16 protein-coding genes are annotated in these 17,614 nt (G+C 53.5%); 6 read left to right on the top strand and 10 right to left on the bottom strand.

Going from position 1 to position 17,614, the window contains the following annotated elements; all coding sequences use genetic code 11:
* Positions 1–124 precede the first annotated feature (124 nt).
* Positions 125–616: an Hsp20/alpha crystallin family protein gene (locus M3223_RS07835; protein WP_251560716.1), complete on the bottom strand. Its 492-nt coding sequence runs from the start codon at positions 614–616 to the stop codon at positions 125–127.
* Between the two features lie 178 nt (positions 617–794).
* On the opposite strand from M3223_RS07835, the gene M3223_RS07830 reads away from it, so the two are divergent.
* The 6 genes from M3223_RS07830 (at position 795) to M3223_RS07805 (ending at position 4,628) form a co-directional block, all read left to right on the top strand.
* Positions 795–1,034 carry a spore germination protein gene (locus tag M3223_RS07830; RefSeq protein ID WP_251560715.1) on the top strand — a complete coding sequence of 80 codons (240 nt, stop codon included), beginning with the start codon at positions 795–797 and terminating at the stop codon, positions 1,032–1,034.
* Positions 1,031–1,246: a spore germination protein GerPB gene (locus M3223_RS07825; RefSeq protein ID WP_251560714.1), complete on the top strand. Its 216-nt coding sequence runs from the start codon at positions 1,031–1,033 to the stop codon at positions 1,244–1,246. Before M3223_RS07830 ends, M3223_RS07825 begins: the two co-directional genes overlap by 4 nt.
* Positions 1,247–1,279: 33 nt before the next feature.
* Positions 1,280–3,514, top strand: a complete 2,235-nt coding sequence (gene gerPC / locus M3223_RS07820) for a spore germination protein GerPC (protein ID WP_251560713.1) — start codon at positions 1,280–1,282, stop codon at positions 3,512–3,514.
* A 5-nt stretch (positions 3,515–3,519) separates the two neighbouring features.
* A complete protein-coding gene (locus M3223_RS24455) occupies positions 3,520–3,858 on the top strand; it encodes a hypothetical protein (RefSeq protein WP_353057675.1) in 339 nt (112 codons plus the stop codon).
* On the top strand, positions 3,855–4,331 hold the full coding sequence (locus M3223_RS07810; RefSeq protein ID WP_251560712.1) for a spore germination protein GerPE: 477 nt from the start codon (positions 3,855–3,857) through the stop codon (positions 4,329–4,331). The genes M3223_RS24455 and M3223_RS07810 overlap by 4 nt, the downstream gene beginning before the upstream one ends.
* A 117-nt stretch (positions 4,332–4,448) precedes the next feature.
* Positions 4,449–4,628 carry a hypothetical protein gene (locus M3223_RS07805; protein ID WP_251560711.1) on the top strand — a complete coding sequence of 60 codons (180 nt, stop codon included), beginning with the start codon at positions 4,449–4,451 and terminating at the stop codon, positions 4,626–4,628.
* Positions 4,629–4,779: 151 nt separating this feature from the next.
* Here M3223_RS07805 and M3223_RS07800 read toward each other — a convergent pair whose 3' ends face one another.
* The 9 genes from M3223_RS07800 to M3223_RS07760 form a co-directional block, all read right to left on the bottom strand.
* Positions 4,780–6,744: a glycoside hydrolase family 15 protein gene (locus M3223_RS07800; RefSeq protein WP_251560710.1), complete on the bottom strand. Its 1,965-nt coding sequence runs from the start codon at positions 6,742–6,744 to the stop codon at positions 4,780–4,782.
* Positions 6,726–8,189 carry a glycogen synthase GlgA gene (gene glgA, locus M3223_RS07795; protein ID WP_251560709.1) on the bottom strand — a complete coding sequence of 488 codons (1,464 nt, stop codon included), beginning with the start codon at positions 8,187–8,189 and terminating at the stop codon, positions 6,726–6,728. The genes M3223_RS07800 and glgA overlap by 19 nt, the downstream gene beginning before the upstream one ends.
* A gap of 258 nt (positions 8,190–8,447) precedes the next feature.
* Positions 8,448–9,560: a glucose-1-phosphate adenylyltransferase subunit GlgD gene (gene glgD / locus M3223_RS07790; RefSeq protein ID WP_251560708.1), complete on the bottom strand. Its 1,113-nt coding sequence runs from the start codon at positions 9,558–9,560 to the stop codon at positions 8,448–8,450.
* Positions 9,557–10,720 carry a glucose-1-phosphate adenylyltransferase gene (locus tag M3223_RS07785; RefSeq protein WP_251560707.1) on the bottom strand — a complete coding sequence of 388 codons (1,164 nt, stop codon included), beginning with the start codon at positions 10,718–10,720 and terminating at the stop codon, positions 9,557–9,559. Before M3223_RS07785 ends, glgD begins: the two co-directional genes overlap by 4 nt.
* Positions 10,721–10,738: 18 nt before the next feature.
* Entirely contained in the window at positions 10,739–12,655 is a 1,917-nt protein-coding gene (glgB, locus tag M3223_RS07780; protein WP_251560706.1) for a 1,4-alpha-glucan branching protein GlgB, read from the bottom strand.
* A gap of 444 nt (positions 12,656–13,099) precedes the next feature.
* Entirely contained in the window at positions 13,100–13,759 is a 660-nt protein-coding gene (locus M3223_RS07775; protein WP_251560705.1) for a transcriptional regulator, read from the bottom strand.
* A 145-nt stretch (positions 13,760–13,904) separates the two neighbouring features.
* A complete protein-coding gene (locus tag M3223_RS07770; RefSeq protein ID WP_251560704.1) occupies positions 13,905–14,375 on the bottom strand; it encodes a disulfide oxidoreductase in 471 nt (156 codons plus the stop codon).
* Between the two features lie 2 nt (positions 14,376–14,377).
* Complete coding sequence (locus M3223_RS07765) at positions 14,378–15,109, bottom strand: DsbA family protein (RefSeq protein WP_251560703.1); 732 nt, start codon at positions 15,107–15,109, stop codon at positions 14,378–14,380.
* Positions 15,110–15,263: 154 nt separating this feature from the next.
* Positions 15,264–17,552 (bottom strand): hypothetical protein, encoded by a 2,289-nt coding sequence (locus M3223_RS07760; protein WP_251561010.1) that lies wholly within the window; start codon positions 17,550–17,552, stop codon positions 15,264–15,266.
* Between the last annotated feature and the right edge of the window lie 62 nt (positions 17,553–17,614).

Raw genomic sequence — 17,614 nt, 5'->3', positions numbered from 1 at the left:
CCTCAATTATAGCACATACGTTCGGTTTATACATCCAAAAAATGCCGATTCATCCCCTCCTTGTAGAAGGTGGAGTATTCTCGGCAATTTTAGATAAATAAAGAGCGAAGGCAATTTCCCCCGCTCAGTCGGCTCCATCTTCAATTGAAATATCAATATAACGTCCGGCCTGCTTTTTTTTCATGCGAATCTTCAGCACGCCTCCGCGCAGCACCGCACGGGTGGATCTGGGCATAATCGGGCTTGGCAGCTTGAATATTTGTGGTTTTCGCCCGGGCAACCCTTCCAGCTTAAGCCTCTCTTCTTTGGCCAACACACGCAGTGTATCCCAGTCGGGATCACCATTCATGGGCACTTTGAGCAGCAAATACTCCCGCCCCTCGCTCCATTCCGCTTCGACGGACGAAACGGCCGCTTTGAAGTCCTTCTCCTTGCTCTCCTTGTCATCCGCCTGCTGCATGCCTGACAATCCAGCTGAAGGATTGCCGCTCATTGCGCTTTCCATCATCCCTCTAACAAAACCTGCAACCCACTCCGGATCTTTCATTAATTCGAAGCCGCGGGGGAGCTGCTGTTTGGACAGCCAATCCTGCATCCGCTCGAACTTGCCAGTCATGGGCATTCGCCTCCTCTATGCCCTACGGTATGCAGCCGGGCTCAATTTGGTGACAGCTGCCGACTTTTAAGGCTCGGCTTTTGGAACATTTGGGCGAATGCCGCATATAGTGGAGATACAAGAGGCAGCCGGCACTCATGCGAACTGCCTATACCTGCCGATTCAGAGGTGATGAAATATGCCAGCTGCGATAGGCTTTGTCAACATCGTTAGTGTAGGTTCCAGCGCAGTGGTGCAGTTTGGGGACAGTGTGCAAATATCCCCGTCCAGCACCTCCAAAACATATGCCGGTTCCGGTTCCTTTTTGACAGGCGGACTTACCAATGCAAATAACGGGCTGAGCGCCACCAATACGCTAGACCCGGATCTGCAGGATAACTCCAGCAACGAAATCGCATCAGGAGCTAACGTGATATGAATCTGACCGTTCACCAGTCGATTACAATTCAGCAGCTGCGGGTGGATAGCCTGACGAACAGCTCCGTGCTGCAAATCGGAAGCGCAGGATCAATCCGTCCCCTTTCCCAGCTGTACAACTCCGGCGGCTTCACCCATCCTGCAGATGAGTTGACCGCCACGGATGAAAACGCAAATGCAATTAATTTTGTTCCGCTTCCTAATCCAAGCTAAAAAAGCTAATCGATCAAGGAGGTGACCGAACGGATGGAGCATAAGGAATCTTTCGCTGCTAGACAGGCACCTGGAATTCAGCAGCACGCGGAGGCTCCGCAAGTACATCCGGATCGTTCTTATCCCCTATCGACAGCGCTCGGCTTGTTGACGGGCAAGGGCGGAAAAGGCTTATCTGGCGGTTTAGTGCCCGGTCTGCTTGGCAAAAGCATGAACTGGCCGGGCCTTGGCGGAGCGTTTCCCGGCATGATGGGCGGAAACGGCATGGGCGGCGGATTCGGAGGAAAATGGGCGCCCTATCCCGGAATGATGCCGGGAGGCTGGCCGCAGCAAGGAGCGCCGATGCCAGCCAGCCAGCCGTATGCCGGGTGGGGCGCACAACAAGCCTTAGCCCCCGCACTCCATCCGGGCTGGCCTGCAAATCAAGCTCCGCCGCCTAATCCCGGATGGGGGCAACAGCAGGCGGCTCCTGTTCCCCCTTCCGGTTGGGGACAGCAGCTGGCGGCTTCTACTCCCCCTCCCGGATGGGGGCAACAGCTGGCGGCTCCTGTTCCCCCTTCCGGTTGGGGACAGCAGCTGGCGGCTCCTACTCCCCCTCCCGGATGGGGGCAACAGCAGGCGGCTCCTACTCCTCCTCCCGGATGGGGGCAACAGCAGGCAAAACCTACCGTTGTTGGAGGGCTTCCGGTCGGCATGCAGCCTGCCGGAAGTTTTGCCGCCCCTCCCGGCTTGCAGCCCGCACCATCTGCCGTGCCATCGCCCGCATTCCCTGTGATTCCGGGTATTCCAGGTACTCAAGCGGGTAATGCGGAAGCTGAAGAGGTGGACAGCGCTGGAATAGTAGGTAGCAATACTGTCGAAATTCCAGGGACCACTATAGTCGTTACCCCTGAGGGAACGACGGAAATTCCCGGAGGTTGGCAGCCGTCTTCAGGTGGGCCTGTCCCTTCATGGGGGCCAGGCACCGTTTTTTTAGGCGCACCGCCAGCCGGATTATCCCAAGGAGGCTGGCCTGTCGGCAGCGGGATTCCCGGTTTGGATCCAAGCTTACTGCAGGGCCTGGACGAGAAAAAGTTTGAACAGCTTATCAGCGCCCCAAATTCCGATTTCATGAAACAATGGGAGAACTACGAAGGATGGCCGTTTCCTGGGCCTCCTTACACGATTGTACCGGACGAAAATCCCGTAAATTCCGCCGTATTGCAGTCGGTTTCAGATGAATCGCATCCATGCACGGGCAACCTCAACGATCCGTCCTGTTTGCAGCTATGTGTGAAATCTCTCGTTGCAGGGTGGTCGGAGCAGCAGCAATATAATGTGCAGCTTGCTGCTTATGTGAGACAGCTGGCAGCTCAGCTGCAAGAGCTTGAATCGAAACCGTCGTATACGATTGAGAGAATAGAATACAATTTTGATCAGCTTAAGGTTGAGCAGCTTGACGGCACGCTTAATATCGGCATGACGGCTCCTTCGGAAAGCCAGCTGCAGGAATTGGGACAGCTTTCATTACCGGCAAACATCAACGTCGAGAATGGCGGTGCAAAAGTTTATCCGCTGCCTATTCCGCAATCGGCTGCAGCTGGTATAGCGTCGCAAGCAGCTAAAGCTCAGGCTGCAAGCTCAGCCGCTGCGGCAAAGTCAGCAGCGCAGACTCCATTTCAGCCCGCAATTCCCGGCGCTTTCACCACACCAGCGCAACCAGGCTTCGGAGCAGCTCCAGGCTTAACGGCCAGCCAGCCGCCTGCCGTTCCGGCGCATCCAATATTAGATCCTGGAGCCGCAGCTATACCAGGCTTTTCAGGGACTCCAGCTGCACCGCCGCAAGCAGCATCTGCCGCTCAGCCTGCGAACGGAAGCCCGACCGGATTTCCGCCAATCGGAGCTTCTCCGGCTCCCGGCAGCGCCCAGCCCGCCGTAATGCTTCCGGGTTTTACCGACATACGCGATTCAGTGAATACATGGTTGAATGCTAATGCCCATATGAAGCTGGACGCTGCAGCTAAATCCAGCAAAGTGCAGCTGGATCCCTCCCATCGCCAAATGGTCATTGAAGATGTTCGGAGGCAAATCCCTGAAAGAATTCGTTTATATATGAATGAAGAGCTGGCCGGGCTCGGGAATTCCCAGGGAGATTCTCCCGAACAAACGCGTCTCGCCCCGGAAAAGCTGCACCGGACGGCTGAACGTACGGTCAGAGATGCAGAAACCGCGCTTAAAAACTACGTCCAGCAATTATCTAGCATAGCTCCCCCTGAAAGGAAGCGGTGATTCAAATGGCAATGAATGTCCATGTTACGAATCATGTTTTATCTGTAGGCTGCGTGGAAATACTTGGCGTCGCAGCATCCTCCCTTTTTCAAATCGGGGATACGGATTCGATGGTCATGTATTCGATTTTTGACACCCCTCCCGAGGCTATAATCGTCGGCCCATTCGCTCCTCTGCCCGAGCCGGACAATAATACTGAAGCGGGAGTCATTCAAAATCCAGGCGGTCAAACGATTGTTCCGGTCATTGAAGAAAGCGAGTCTCTTCAATCATCCTCAGGAGCGTTAACTCCGTCCAATAATGTCAATCGTGCAATACCTTCTTCCAGAGGGGGCGCGCGATGATTGACTCCGACGCTTCCATTCGAACTGCTTACATCGGCTCCGTTGAGCTGATCAGCATCGGATTGTCTTCCGTTGTTCAATTCGGAGATACCGGAAGAATACACTCGCGAACTAAAGTTTTGGCCGTTCAGCGCCAGCTCGATCACAGAGTCGGAGGAGAGGTTGAGTTTGACCGCTATCCCCTGTTTTACAAACCGTTTGCCCAATTAAAAGAAAGCGCCGATGCTGCCGATGTTCGAACGATTCGAACGAATCCAACTCCGGGCATTCAAGTTGGCTCGGTAAGCGTCATCGCTTACAGCTCAGCAGCCGTTATGCTTACAGGCAATGCCGTGGAGGCAGAGCTGGAAACTCGTCTGAAGCACTTTAGGCAATTTGCCTATGCCTTATCCGCAACTTCCGCTTCAGAAGAAGCGATCAGCGAGTTAATCGTAAATGCCGAAGTGCCAGGAAGCGAAGCCGAGTCGACGTAACCGTGATAGTTGCCGGGTCCATGCGCGGAAAAACCGCATAAAGTGTGGATGTGGAGTTCAGCCGGTATTCATGAAGGATGCGGAACTTCGCCACTATACGTGCGGGAGGCATTCACCATGGGTTATGGAGTCGAAAATGCAGCAGTAGGCGGCGTTGGAGCCGCTAACTACCCTATCGGCGGCTACGGAGGCGGCTGCGGCTGCGGAACGGGCTGGGGCGGCCTTGGTTCTGGCATAGGCGTTATTCTGGTTTTATTTATTCTGCTCGTTATTATTTCACGCGCCTTTTTCTTTTAACTGGACCTTATCATCCAATCTTTTGTTGAGCGCTCCATGCAGCTATAGTTGCTGCATGGAGCGTTTTAATTACCTCTCTAAATTTTCGAAACGGCAACCAGTAAAGACAAAATCCCGCCCTCTTAAGAGGCCGGGATTTTGCTGATGCCGATCATTTCAAGGAAAGCTCCTTATACTTCGCGGCATATTTGCAGACACTCTGCACAAAGGTAGCATGCGACCACGTCAGCGGCGCGACAGACAGCGGGCTGCCGTCATACGGATTCAGCTGCTCAGGCAGCACGCCGCTTTCCAGCGCTTGGGATACTACCCATTCCAGCGTACGGCGGGGCGCTTCAAGATCGGACAGCTTGCTGGCGGAATCGATCTCATAGTTCGCCACCCATAACGTACATATAATCCACGGATTGCCCGGCACCTTATCGATTTCACCGGACTGCTGGAAGTAGTAGTCGTTCGTATAACGAGCGATGCCGCCGATATGGGTGCGTACCGCCAAACCGTCGCGAATCGACTCCATCGTGCGGATAACGCGGTAATCGTCAGCCGGCAGCACGCCGAACTCCAGCACAGCGAACAGGCTGCTTTCCAGCGTCATATCTTTGACCCAGCCGCCGTCCTTCTGCACGAGACCGCGGGCAAACCGTCCGCTTTCTTCATCCCACAGATGCGTCAGCATGCCCTGCTTCAGCTCTTCCGCAGTACGCCGGTAATGATCGCTGCGCTCATAGTCGCCGAACAGCTCGGTGAAGAACGAAGCTGCCATAAGACCGCCGTAAACCGAGGCCGCCGTGTACGTCCAGATCCCGTAGCGCTCCTCCCATAAGTCATAACTCGGTTTGGGAAGCGACAACGAATGCTCCATATATCCGCTCAAAAATGCTGCAGCTTTACGAATCAGCTTGCTGTACATCGACTGAGGAAGCTCGATCACCTGATGCCGCTGATAGTCCCGCCACAGAGCGAACAGCACAAGCGCCGTTTCATCCTCCTGAATCGGCAGCCTTTTGGCTCCCTGCACGGTGTACGGATGCCAGCTCGAGCCGACCGTACCATCGGGATTAAATTTGTGGTTTAGGTAACCTTCCGGCGTTAACGCATCGGTGCAAAATTGAAAAAATGGAGCAATTACGCTCTGGTAACCGGCAAGCGACATCGCATCCGCGACAAGCGCTCCGTCCCGAGGCCACATGTAGCTGTAATGGTCGCGGTTATACTGCAAAATATCGGTGTCGTTCGCTGCGATAATCGCGCCGCGCTCATCGGTTTGCGTCCGTACCATCAGCAGGCTGTGGCGGAACATGCGCCCTACCTCGGGCGGAAGATCGCCCAGATCCTTCTCCGCCCGGTTCAGCCAGTGATTCCAGTAGACGACAACGCGGCTGAGCAGTTTTTCGGGATGATTGTCCTGAACGTATTGATTCAGCTTTTTGACCTCTTCGAGGCTTTTGCCGATTGACATCCAGTAATAAATTGTCTTTTCCCCTCCGGCCGGAATCGAAGTGCGGAAGCTGATCGTGCTGTCAACCGAGCCTTGCGCAATCGCATTGCCCATCAGCACTCCATCCTCGGCGTCGCGCCATGTCCCTTCCGCAGAGTGGAAACGTTTGATACCGGTGGAGTACTGCGTAATGCCGCCTTCCTCCGAGAAGCCGTTAAACATGAAATAAGACGAACGCTTATAATGAAACAACGTATGGTTGTCGGGATAGTAGGCGGCGGTGTCGCCAACCTCAGAGCCGTCAATCATCAGGTCCTGATGAAAAAACAGCCGGAATTCTCTTTCCCGGTTCGCATGGTTGCGGATCACCACACGTTTCAAATAAATCGTTTCACGCTGGTGAATGCCGTCGTTCATCTGCAGCTCGGTCTCTAGACCGTAATGGCGGGCCGTCACATCCGTGACGAGCGAATCCTCGATATACCCGAGCTTTTTGTCCCAAGCGGCATCCTCCAGCCAGGTGAATTGCCCTTCCGTCCACAGGCCAAGACGGCAATACTGTCCGCCGACATGATTGAGCTGTCCGACAAAAGGATAATAAATATCCCGGATGTAACAATTATGGTCCAGGTTCAGGAGCATTTTGCCATTGCCGATTACGAGGTGACGGGCCATGTTTCCTTCTCCTTCCGCTCTGGTGCGAGTTGTTCGTAGAGGCCGATATAGGCTCCGGCGGAACGGCTCCAGCTATAATCGTCCAACGTTCCGTTGTGAACGATTTCCTTCCAGACTTTTTCCTTGCGGTAGAAGCCGATCGCTCTGCGGATCGTATGCAGCAGATCATGCGCATTGTAATTCGCAAAGCTGAAACCGTTGCCCTCGCCAGTATATTCGTTGAACGGCCGGACTGTGTCCCGAAGTCCTCCAGTCTCGCGGACAATGGGAACAGTGCGGTAGCGCAGCGCCAGCAATTGGCTCAGCCCGCAAGGCTCGAATTGAGAAGGCATCAGGTACATGTCCGATCCTGCGTAAATACGGCGCGCCAGCCCGTCGTTAAAGCCGGTGCGAATGCTCACCTTGTCAAACCGGGTATACGCGGCGGAGCGGAACATTTCCTCATACTTATAGTCACCTGATCCCAGCACGGCGAACTGCACATCCTCCTCCAGCAGCTCTCCTAACACGCCGTCGATCAGATCAAATCCCTTTTGCTCCACAAGCCGCGAAACGATGCCGATAACCGGCACGTTCGGATTTTGCGGCAAGCCCATCTCCTTCTGCAGCGCCAGCTTATTGCGCCTTTTCCGCGGCAGAGAGTCGAGGTAAGGCGTATCAATCGCCGCATCGTTCATCGGATCAAACAGCTCCGTGTCGATGCCGTTCACAATACCGCTCAAATCGCCTGAGCGCAGCCGCAAAATGCCGTCCATGCCTTCCCCGTAAAAAGCGGTTTTGATCTCATCGGCATAAGAAGGGCTGACCGTAGTCAGCTTGTCGGCGTACAGCAATCCGCCCTTCATGCAATTGGCCGCATCGTTATGCTCCAGACCGTCCCAGCCGAAAATATCCGGTCCCATGCCGACAAGGTCCATCATCTGCTGTTTGCCGAATACGCCTTGGTATTTCAGGTTGTGGATTGTAAATACCGTACGTACTCCAGACAGGCGGTCGTCGCTCCAATAACGGCGCTTCAGCAGGAACGGAATCAGGCCGGTCTGCCAATCATGACAGTGAATGACATCCCATATGTCCTCCATGCGCCGCGCCGCTTCCAAAACGGCGATACTGAAAAACACAAACCGCTCCGGGTCGTCGTCGTATCCGTACAGGCCGCCGCGCCGGAAATAATATTCATTGTCGATCAGGTAATAGATAACGCCGTCGACTTTGCCCTTGAGCAAGCCGCAATACTGCATGCGCCAGCCAAGCTGGACAGAGAATACATCCACCGTTTCAAAATGCTGCAGATGCTCCGCCGGAATCGTTTCATATTTAGGCAAAATGACCCGCGCGTCGACGCCTTCCGCCAGCAGCGCCTTGGGCAGCGCTCCGGCAACATCGGCCAGCCCGCCTGTTTTGGCGAGCGGGACCGCTTCCGAAGTGGCAAACAATACTTTCATAACGTATGGTTCCCTCCATATAGGCCGTTCCTGTTGCGGATTGGCTCTATCTACTCATCGCAGCTTATTTTCAATGACCTGATGAATCAGTTCCCGCTACGCCAAAGATTGGCCCTCTGATCGCTGTTGATCTCCGATTTCTTTGAACTTAACCTATTGAGGTTGAAATCGGACATCAAAGGCGAACGCTTCCGCTTCTCCGGGCTCAATCTTAGGCTTCGCTTCTTTTCATCAGTTCCTTGTAATTTCACCGTTCTGTCAAATCGTTTTCCGCTTACCAGCCAAGAACGGCAGCCCTTCCGCACCGCGAATATCCCGGCCCGGCTCAACATGGCTTTCCTTGTCCAGAATGACCCGGTCCAGAGCCGTTCCCGCACCAATGATGCCGTTCTGCATCACGATGCTGTTGCGGATGACTGCGCCTTTACCGACATGCACGCCTCGGAAAAGCACGCTATTGATAACGGTGCCTTCAATCTTGCAGCCGTTTGCGATGAGCGAGTTGCCCGTTTTGGCCCCTTCCAAATAGCGGGTAGGCGGCTCGTCCTTTGTTTTGGTCAGAATAGCGCCAGGCTTGAAAAACAGCTCGCGCCACGCTTCAGGACGCAGCAGATCCATGCTTGTCCGGTAATAAGCGTCCACCGTGTTGACGACGCCGAGATACCCTTCATATAAATACCCATAGATTCGGAGACTGTCGACACGGGATAAAATGGCATGGCGCACCAGATGATCCTGTCCCTGAGCAAGCGAAGTCTGCACGAGATCCATTAGCAGGTCTTTTTTCATCACGTAGATTTCCATGGAGTGGATGTCAGATTCCATATTGCCAAAATGATCCTGCATCCCTTTGACGCGTCCGCCCTCGCCGAGCTCCACCTTGCGCGTTTTGCCGCCGAGCAGATCCGCCTGTTTTTTGCAGACAACGGTAATATCCGCATCGTTGCTTTCATGGTATTGGATAACGGCGTCCAGGTCGATGTTGCATACCATATGGCTACGCGTTACAACGACATACTCCAGCTTGCAGCGCTGGAAGTAATCCCGGTTCTGATAAAAATGGAACAGGTCGCCGCGGCTCAGCTCATGAATGTTGTCGGTAGCAGGCGGAAGAATAAACAGTCCGCTCTGGCGGGTGTGCAGATCCCAAGGGCGTCCGGAGCCGAGATGGTCCATCAGCGAGCGGTATTTCGTATGCGCAAACACCGCAACCTTGGAGATGCCGGAATTCACCATGCTGGACAAAATAAAATCGATCAGCCTGTAACGCGCTCCAAACGGCACGGTAGCCGGGCAGCGGGAAACGGTCAGGCTTTCCAGCTCATCCGTTTCGTGAATCAGGTTGACTACGCCCATCGCTTTGTTGATCATGGCTGCTGCACCTCCTGAAGTTGGGACACATTCACCTTATCATAGCTGGCTACAACGGCGATTTCTCCGCTGCCCCGTTCGCCGAGCGTCACTCCCGGCTCCACAACCGCATTTTCGCCTACAATCGTGCGATACACTTTGGCTCCAGCGCCAACGACGGCTCCCGGCATAATGACTGATTCTTCAATCACGCAGCCTTCCCCGATCTCCACGCCGCTGAACAGCACGGAGCGGTTCACCTGGCCCTCCACGACGCAGCCTTCCGTAATCATCGACTCGGTAATGGAAGCTGACGGAGATACATAGTGCGCCGGGCGGTTATGTCTCGTCGAAAAGATGCGCCAGTCGCTGTCGCCAAGATCCAGCTGCGGCTCGCAGCCCAGCAGATCCATATGCGCTTCCCACAAGCTTTCAATCGTGCCGACATCCTTCCAGTACCCTTTGAACGGATACATGTGCAGGTGAATGTCATCCTCCAGCATCGCCGGAATGATATCCTTGCCGAAATCATGGGACGACTTGCGGTCCGCTTCGTCGCGAATCAGGTAACGCTGCAGCACCTTCCAGTTGAAAATATATACTCCCATCGACACGACATTGCTGACGGGATGTTTAGGCTTTTCTTCAAAATCGGTAATCCGGCAGTTGTCGCCGATAATCATCGTCCCGAAGCGGCTGGCCTCCTTGATGTCAACCTCCAGGCCCGCAACGGTCACGTCCGCTCCAAGCTCTTTATGATGCTCGAGCATCTTTTCATAATCCATTTTGTATATATGGTCGCCGGATATAATAAGCACATATTCCGGTTCGTAACGATCAATAAATCCCATGTTCTGGTAAATGGCGTTGGCTGTCCCTTTGTACCAGTCGCCACCTTTGGACTTTACGTAGGGCGGGAGAACGGCCATGCCGCCATCGCTGCGGTCAAGACCCCAAGGGCTTCCGATGCCCAAATACCGATTCAGTACGAGCGGCTGATATTGGGTAAGCACACCAACGGTGTCTATTCCCGAGTGCATGCAATTACTGAGTGTAAAATCGATGATTCGGTATTTGCCTCCGAAGTGTACGGCCGGCTTGGCCAAATCCTTCGTCAGGACGCCGAGGCGTTTTCCTTCTCCACCGGCAAGCAGCATCGCAATCATTTCTTTTTGGCCCATGGTTCCCAACTCCTCGTGTCAGTGTGTTCCCCGCGATTGAAACTCTAGCAGCTGAAAGGACAGCGGGGGCAGATGCAGGTTAAGGCTGAAATCTCGGCCATGCATTGGTGCTTCTGTACTGGAATAACGGGCCGGAAGCTCCGAGGAGGAGCCCCCGAATATGGAATCGTCGCTGTGCAGGAGGAGCTTGTAACGGCCCTTATCCGGCACTCCGACTTGGTAATCCCCATAGTGATTGAGCGAGAAGTTGGCGACAGTAACGGTGTAATTCCCGCTTTTGCCCTTGCGAATGAACGAGATTACGCACTGCTCTGAGTTGTTGACATCGATCCACTCGAAGCCCTCGGGATTAAAGTCCTGCTCCCATAACGCTCCCTGCTTGCGGTATAGTCCGTTAAGCTTGCGGACGTACTGCTGCATGCTGCTGTGGGAGTCGTACTGGAGAACCATCCAATCGAGAGATTCGCTATCCTTCCATTCGTCAAATTGACCGAATTCTCCTCCCATGAACAGCAGTTTCTTACCGGGATGCGTCATCCAAAATCCGTAAAAAGCCCGCAAGCCGGCAAACTTTTCCTCGTAGCTGCCCGGCATTTTGTTCAGCAGCGATTTTTTGCCGTGGACAACTTCGTCATGCGAAAGCGGCAGGATAAAGTTCTCGGAATAGGCGTACATCATGGCAAATGTAAGCCAGTTATGACGCTTGGGTCTTTCGGATGGGTCCAGCTGCATGTAGCGGAGCATGTCGTTCATCCAGCCCATGTTCCATTTAAAATTAAAGCCCAGCCCCCCTTCGTGTACGGGAGCGGTTACGCCGGGTTCGGCGGAGCTGTCCTCCGCAATCATCAGCGTGTTCGGGAAATAGCGGAAAACCGCTTTGTTCAGCCTTTTGAGGAATTCGTCGGCATCCAAATTGCGCGTTCCGCCATAAATATTGCGGGTCTGCTGCTCCGGTGACTTGTCCATCGTCAAATCCCTCATGCTCGCAACCGCGTCAACGCGAAGACCGTCGATATGGAACATGTCCATCCAATAGAGCGCATTGGAAATCAGGAAGCTCTGCACTTCGGTGCGGCCGTAATCAAAGGAATTGGTGCCCCAGAGAGGCTTTTCGGCCAGACGCGGGTCGCTGCCTTCAAAAATGGGGGTGCCGTCGAATTCGCGCAGCCCCTGCTCGTCTTTGCAGAAGTGTGCAGGAACCCAGTCCAGGATGACGCCAATGCCTTTGCGGTGGCAGCGGTCAATGAACTTCATCAGGCTTTTGGCGGAGCCGTACCGGGCCGTCGGAGCAAAAAAGCCTGTAATCTGATATCCCCAAGACTTGTCAAACGGATGCTCTGCGAGCGGCATGAGCTCGATGTGGGTGTAACCCATTTTTACGACATAATCCAAAATTTCCGCGCCGATCTCGTCATAACTGTAGAAAATCTCTGGGCCTTTGATTTTCCACGTCCCCATATGCATTTCATAGACGAGCATCGGCTGGTCGTAGGGGGAGGTCTCTTGTTTGCGTGTTTGCCACTGTTCGTCCTTCCAGTTGTAACTCGTCAGGTCAGCTACAACGGAGGCGGTGCCGGGTCTGAGCTCGCTAGCAAAAGCAAACGGGTCAGCCTTCAGCAGGCGTCGTCCGTCCGAAGTGTGAATTTCGTATTTGTATAAATCGCCAGCCTTTAGGCCAGGCACAAATAGCGTCCATACTCCAGTGTCGGCGACCGGCTCCATCCGGTGCTCAGCGCTGTCCCAGCCGTTAAAATCGCCTACGATGCCAACATCGGCTGCATTCGGCGCCCAGACGGTGAAGCGTACGCCTTTGCGGCGGTTTTCCAGCTTAATATGAGCCCCGAAGGTACGGTAAGCAAAATCATTGTCGCCTCGGTTGAACAGATAAACGTCTTTTAATAAAGCCTTATCCTGCTTTTCTCTAACTGCGGGCATGGGGACACCTCCGGAGAATTAAAGATGAGGCAGCGGCAATCGCTTCAAGTCGGTTTCATGGTAGTAAACCTCTTCTAGCAATCCTCTTCGACATCGAGTCGGAAGAGTCCTACACGAATCGAGGTTATTTTTCTCCTGGAGGCAGATGAATTTATATGGAAAACGCTTGCCTTGGAATGTAAACGCTCTTACGAAGGACGTGCCTTAAACCTTTACCCGGTGCGGGGTTCAGCCAATCAGGGGGAATGGCTTAGCCGAATGCTCTAACGAAACTGACAAGGCTTATTTAGCGAAAATGAGCGCTTTTTAAGTTTTAACGCAACTGAGCGGCGTTATATGGCTTATTTGGGAGTATTTCCGCCTCTTTTCCGCCCAATAAGCGCTCTCAGTTGCGTTAAAATTTCAAATCCAGCCTTTTAGGCGAAATAACGCGTCTCAGTTGCGTTACCAGTGGAACTCCCGCAATTGATAGGTCCGGTAACGCTTGTTACCACTCGCAACAACGATCCATTGCAGCTCAACAAGCTTGTGAAGAATCGTCCTGGCATAAGAATCGGTAATCCGCAAATGAGCGGCAAGATCAGCAGGCGTAAACGGCAGCATTAGCCTTCTCGCAAACCGGATCGCCTCCGCCTCAGGGCTGGACAGTCCAGCCGGAGCATTGGAAGCGACAAATTTGCCTAAAAACGAAAGAATCAACTGCTGGCAACGCTTTGTCTCCTCGGTTATGGACAAATATGCGATAGGAAGAAAAATCCAATCGTCCAGCGCCAGCAAACTATGTCTCCAGCACAGATCCTTAAATCTCCGCACATCAAGATCCCGGGCGTGAGGCCCAAACCCCTGAATCTCAATTCCACCTTTAACTCCTCCTCCTGGCAGATAGGCCAGATCAAGATAGCGATATCCATGATTAAAATCCCTTACCTCCCATTCCGGGCGCAAACAGTCAAATGATTTAACCGCAGGGAACCATACCAGCCGCAAAAACTCCAGCGTTCCATGTCCCAGCCCTTCATTCAACCGTTCGCGCCTGCGCGGGCTTTTCTCCTGCTCGATTTCGCCATTTAACCACTCTGTCAAACTTAAATCGAATAGTGCCATTTCCGCTCACCCTTCTCTTGTTAATGTTTATGTGAAAAATAAAACGCCGCTCCGCCGAAGCGCCCTCTAAAAAAGAGAGTTGCTTCGACAAAGCGGCGTGTGCTTCACGACCATTAGTTCAACTGAATGTACGACTACGCCTAGCCTAACGGCGGCCCTTAATGTGCAGGCAGCCGAGAATCAGCGTAAATGCTGTCAGTGACAGCAGAGGAATCGTGATGAAGCCAAGCCAGTTCAGGTAATCTACATTACAAGGAATGCCGGATTTGCAAGGCACCAAGCCCGCCATAGAAGGATTCCAGATCAGGAGGTTCTGGTACAGCGCAATCGCGATGCCGATCCAGGCCAGCGGGATGACATACCGCACGACGGCGCGGTCGCCTTTGTACACGGCAATGCCAAGAATAATCGCGAGCGGATACATAAAAATACGCTGGTACCAGCAAAGATCGCAAGGAATGAACCCGCGTATTTCGCTGAAATACAAGCTGCCGAGAGTTGCCGTCAGTGCAACAATCCAAGCAAAATATAAGCGGTATTTCTGCCAAAATCCAAGCTGCTCCTCAACCTCTTCCTCATCAAACGAGGATAAATCGAATTGAGTGGAATTATTCATTCTTAACCGTTCTCCTTAGGGGTTGGTGGGTTAAGCTTGCTTTCAATCGCAGCTTTGATGTCATTATAGCTGTTGAATTTAACTTGTTTGCCGTCAATTAAAACAGCTGGTGTGCCGCCAACGCGAAGAGTGAATTCGGCAAGTTTGCTGTACTCTGCAATCTTGTCTCTGCCAGCTCCGGCATTGATATCGCTGAGCAGCTTGTCATAATCCACGTCAATTTTGGCGTCCTTTGCAATTTGCACCAGGGTGTCCGGCGTTACCCATCCTTTGTTCTCCTCGCCTTGATTCGCATAAAGCGCATCGTTGTAAGCCCAAAATGCTTCCGGATTTTGGCGATAGACAGATTCGGCTGCAATCGCCGCCGTTTCTGAATCTTCACCGATGAAAGCATAGTTGGCGAAGTACAGGGAAACTTTGCCGGTGTCGATGTAATCCTTCACGAGGCTTGGCTTAACCGTCTCGGAAAAGTTTTTGCAAGCCGGGCATTGATAATCGCCGAATTCTACGATTTTGACTGGAGCGTCCTCTTGGCCGAGGCGCGGCAGCTCGCTGTATTCAAAGGCATACGGTTTAGATGCATTTTTGGATGAATTATTGATGCCAAGCACAATAACAACAGCAATGAAAGCTAAAGCAATTGTTAGCCAAATTAGAGCTCCGTTTCCTTTTTTCTGCTTGGCTGGCGGGATATAAACAGCCCTCTTTTTCTTTTTCGTATTAGATTGGCCCAAGCGTAAGCTCATCCTTTCGCAACTATAAAGTGGCTTTCATTTTTTAAAAGAGTAATCCTTCGTGCAACTTACTAAAGTATAGCCACCCACCAAGAATAGCGTCAAGCATGGAAATAACTGAAATAAGGGGCATATATCGACTATTTTGTGAAGCTCAATTACCGGCGTACCAGGAAAAATCATCCACCATCAGCTTGCCTGAACCGCTGTTCTGTGAGCGGAACCGCAGCTCCGCGCTTAACGGCGCTTGCAGGTCCAAAGCGGGATTAACCCGCAGAAACTCTGCGAATGGAATCCGCATCGTCTGACGGATCGTTTCAGGCGGATCATCATATTTTCCTTTGCCGATCTGACCGTCGAGCCACGAGACTCGCATAAATCTCTCCTGCCTCGGTGCTGCCAACGCTGCAGACAGCTCAACAAGCGCCTCTTGTCCGTGCCGGTCGCGAAGCGCGACAGACAAAACGACCGGCTCCGGCGAACAGAGCCCGCCGTCCGTGCATAACTCCCGGCTGCGGTTAGCAGCGGTAAAACGTAGCCCTGCATCGTACGGTGACGGCAAATCCTGTCCGACATTGCCAGGATATGGCAGCCCCGTTAGCCTCAGCCAGCCGTACGTCTCCTTCTCCCCGTCCAAGCCGGACGGCCTCTTTAATTCCAGCTCACTAGCAGCTTGCCACGAAAACACAGCTCCGCGGCTTCCTTTGTCATCTCCCGTACGGTCCTTCAGCGTCTCAACGGACCATGCGAGCTGCGGAGATGCTGCTGCTGCAACGCCGTCTCCCGGCCTGCTTTTGTCTGCAGCCTCAAAATCCGCAAACGGTTGATCATCAGACGCTGCAAATTGCGTAAACACGTCCAGCCCTTCCGGCACTGGAGCTCCCGTCGCCAATTGCTGCCGTGCATGCTCATCTCCCGTCAAGACAGCATCGGCAAATGCTCCAATATATAAAGCGGCAGCGGTCCGCTGCTGCCTTCCGCTTAAGATATGCTGCTGATTTAACAGCAGCCCGCCGGGAAGCGCTTGATCCATCGTTCCCCAGTCGCTGTTAAAGCGGCTATGATTCGCATCTTCAATGTATACCGTGCTTTTAAAGCCGTTGAAACCGGGAGAAAAGCTTGTCCGTCCGTACTGCCGCTCGCCGTAAAATACGGTCAAATCCGCATCCCGCGAGCCATGCAGCGTCAAATAGCTTACATGATTAAGCTGTGCGCGTTTACCGTCCACGTTCATGTCCGTCGGCGCAAGCGCCGCGACTCCGGCGATAGCAGAGCTAAGCTCCTTCTCTTCGGCTCCAAACCAGCGACCGGCGTCGGCTGCCATTGCCGCAGCCTGACCGCCGCGTGAATGCCCGATCAGCAGCACCTTTTCCGTATCCAGCTGTCCAGAAATCGGTCCGCTTGTCTGTTCGGACAACCTCCGCAGCTCCTCCAAATGCTTCAACAGCATCCAGGCGCGCAGCTTCATATCCGTTTCGGATATTCCGCTCCACGGCGAATAATTAAAAAAGTTCTCATCGACGGAAACGGCGGCATAGCCTTTGCTTGCTAGCATTTCCCCGAGATAGGCATAACCTTGGTCGGACGGCTGCTGCGCAATGTGGTTGCCGTGAACGATAAGCACAAGCGGAAACGGCCCAGCTCCTTGCGGCATCCAAAGCGTACCGTTAACGGGTAAACGCTCGGGTTCAAAACCCCAGTACCAGGATTGCAGCCAGCTCCAATCGGTTAACAGCTTGGAGCCGTCGACCGTGCTGGTGACAATGTCCGCCTTTGAGCCAAACTCCGCTCTTCTTCCTGAACCGCTTCCGTAAGTAAGAACGGAATAAGCGTATTTTCCATCGTGTACTGTTCCTGATTCCCCAGCCGACTCTGCATTGTCATCCGCGCTGCCGCCGATTCCAGCAAACGATACGCAAGAAACGAACGAAACAAGCAGAAGTCCAATCGCAGCTGCAACGGTCAGCCGCCCTGGTCCGGGCCGCCTCTCCGGCAGCCTGGACCAGATAAATGCCAGCGCCAGACCGGCACTGCCTGCCGCAAGCGCATACGCCGCAGCAATCGTTAACGCGGCGAACAGCTTGGTTTGCAGCACAAGCAGCACGGCTAACATCCCTCCAAACAGAGTGACGCAGCTGCCGGTGAACAATCTTGGCCACGGGACCCGCATCAAGGCAAAAAGCCAGGCAAACAGCCAACAACCAAGCGCCAAAAGCATAGTGCCAACGAGCACTGCCGCCATCAGGTCCAATCCGGCGCCAAAGCCGAGCGGCAAGCCTTGGGATACAGCACCGCATAATAAAGCTGCGGCAAGCCATATCCCTCCCAGCGATTTTCTCCAGAAAAGAGCATCTCGCCCGGCAGCAGGTGGAGTACGAAGCAGCCAGCCCGGCGCCGCTATCTTTTTCCGCTTGCTGCCCCGCAGCGCTTCGTTAAGTTCCATTGACACGGCAAAGCTCCCCCAGGTCCTCTAGATGTTCGCACACTAATTATACCAAACGCCCG

It is taken from the genome of Paenibacillus pasadenensis (assembly GCF_023715725.1).
GTDB lineage: Bacteria > Bacillota > Bacilli > Paenibacillales > Paenibacillaceae > Paenibacillus_O > Paenibacillus_O pasadenensis_A.
The sequence above is the reverse complement of the archived record's forward strand: the minus strand, read 5'-3'. Positions and strand labels throughout refer to the sequence as shown.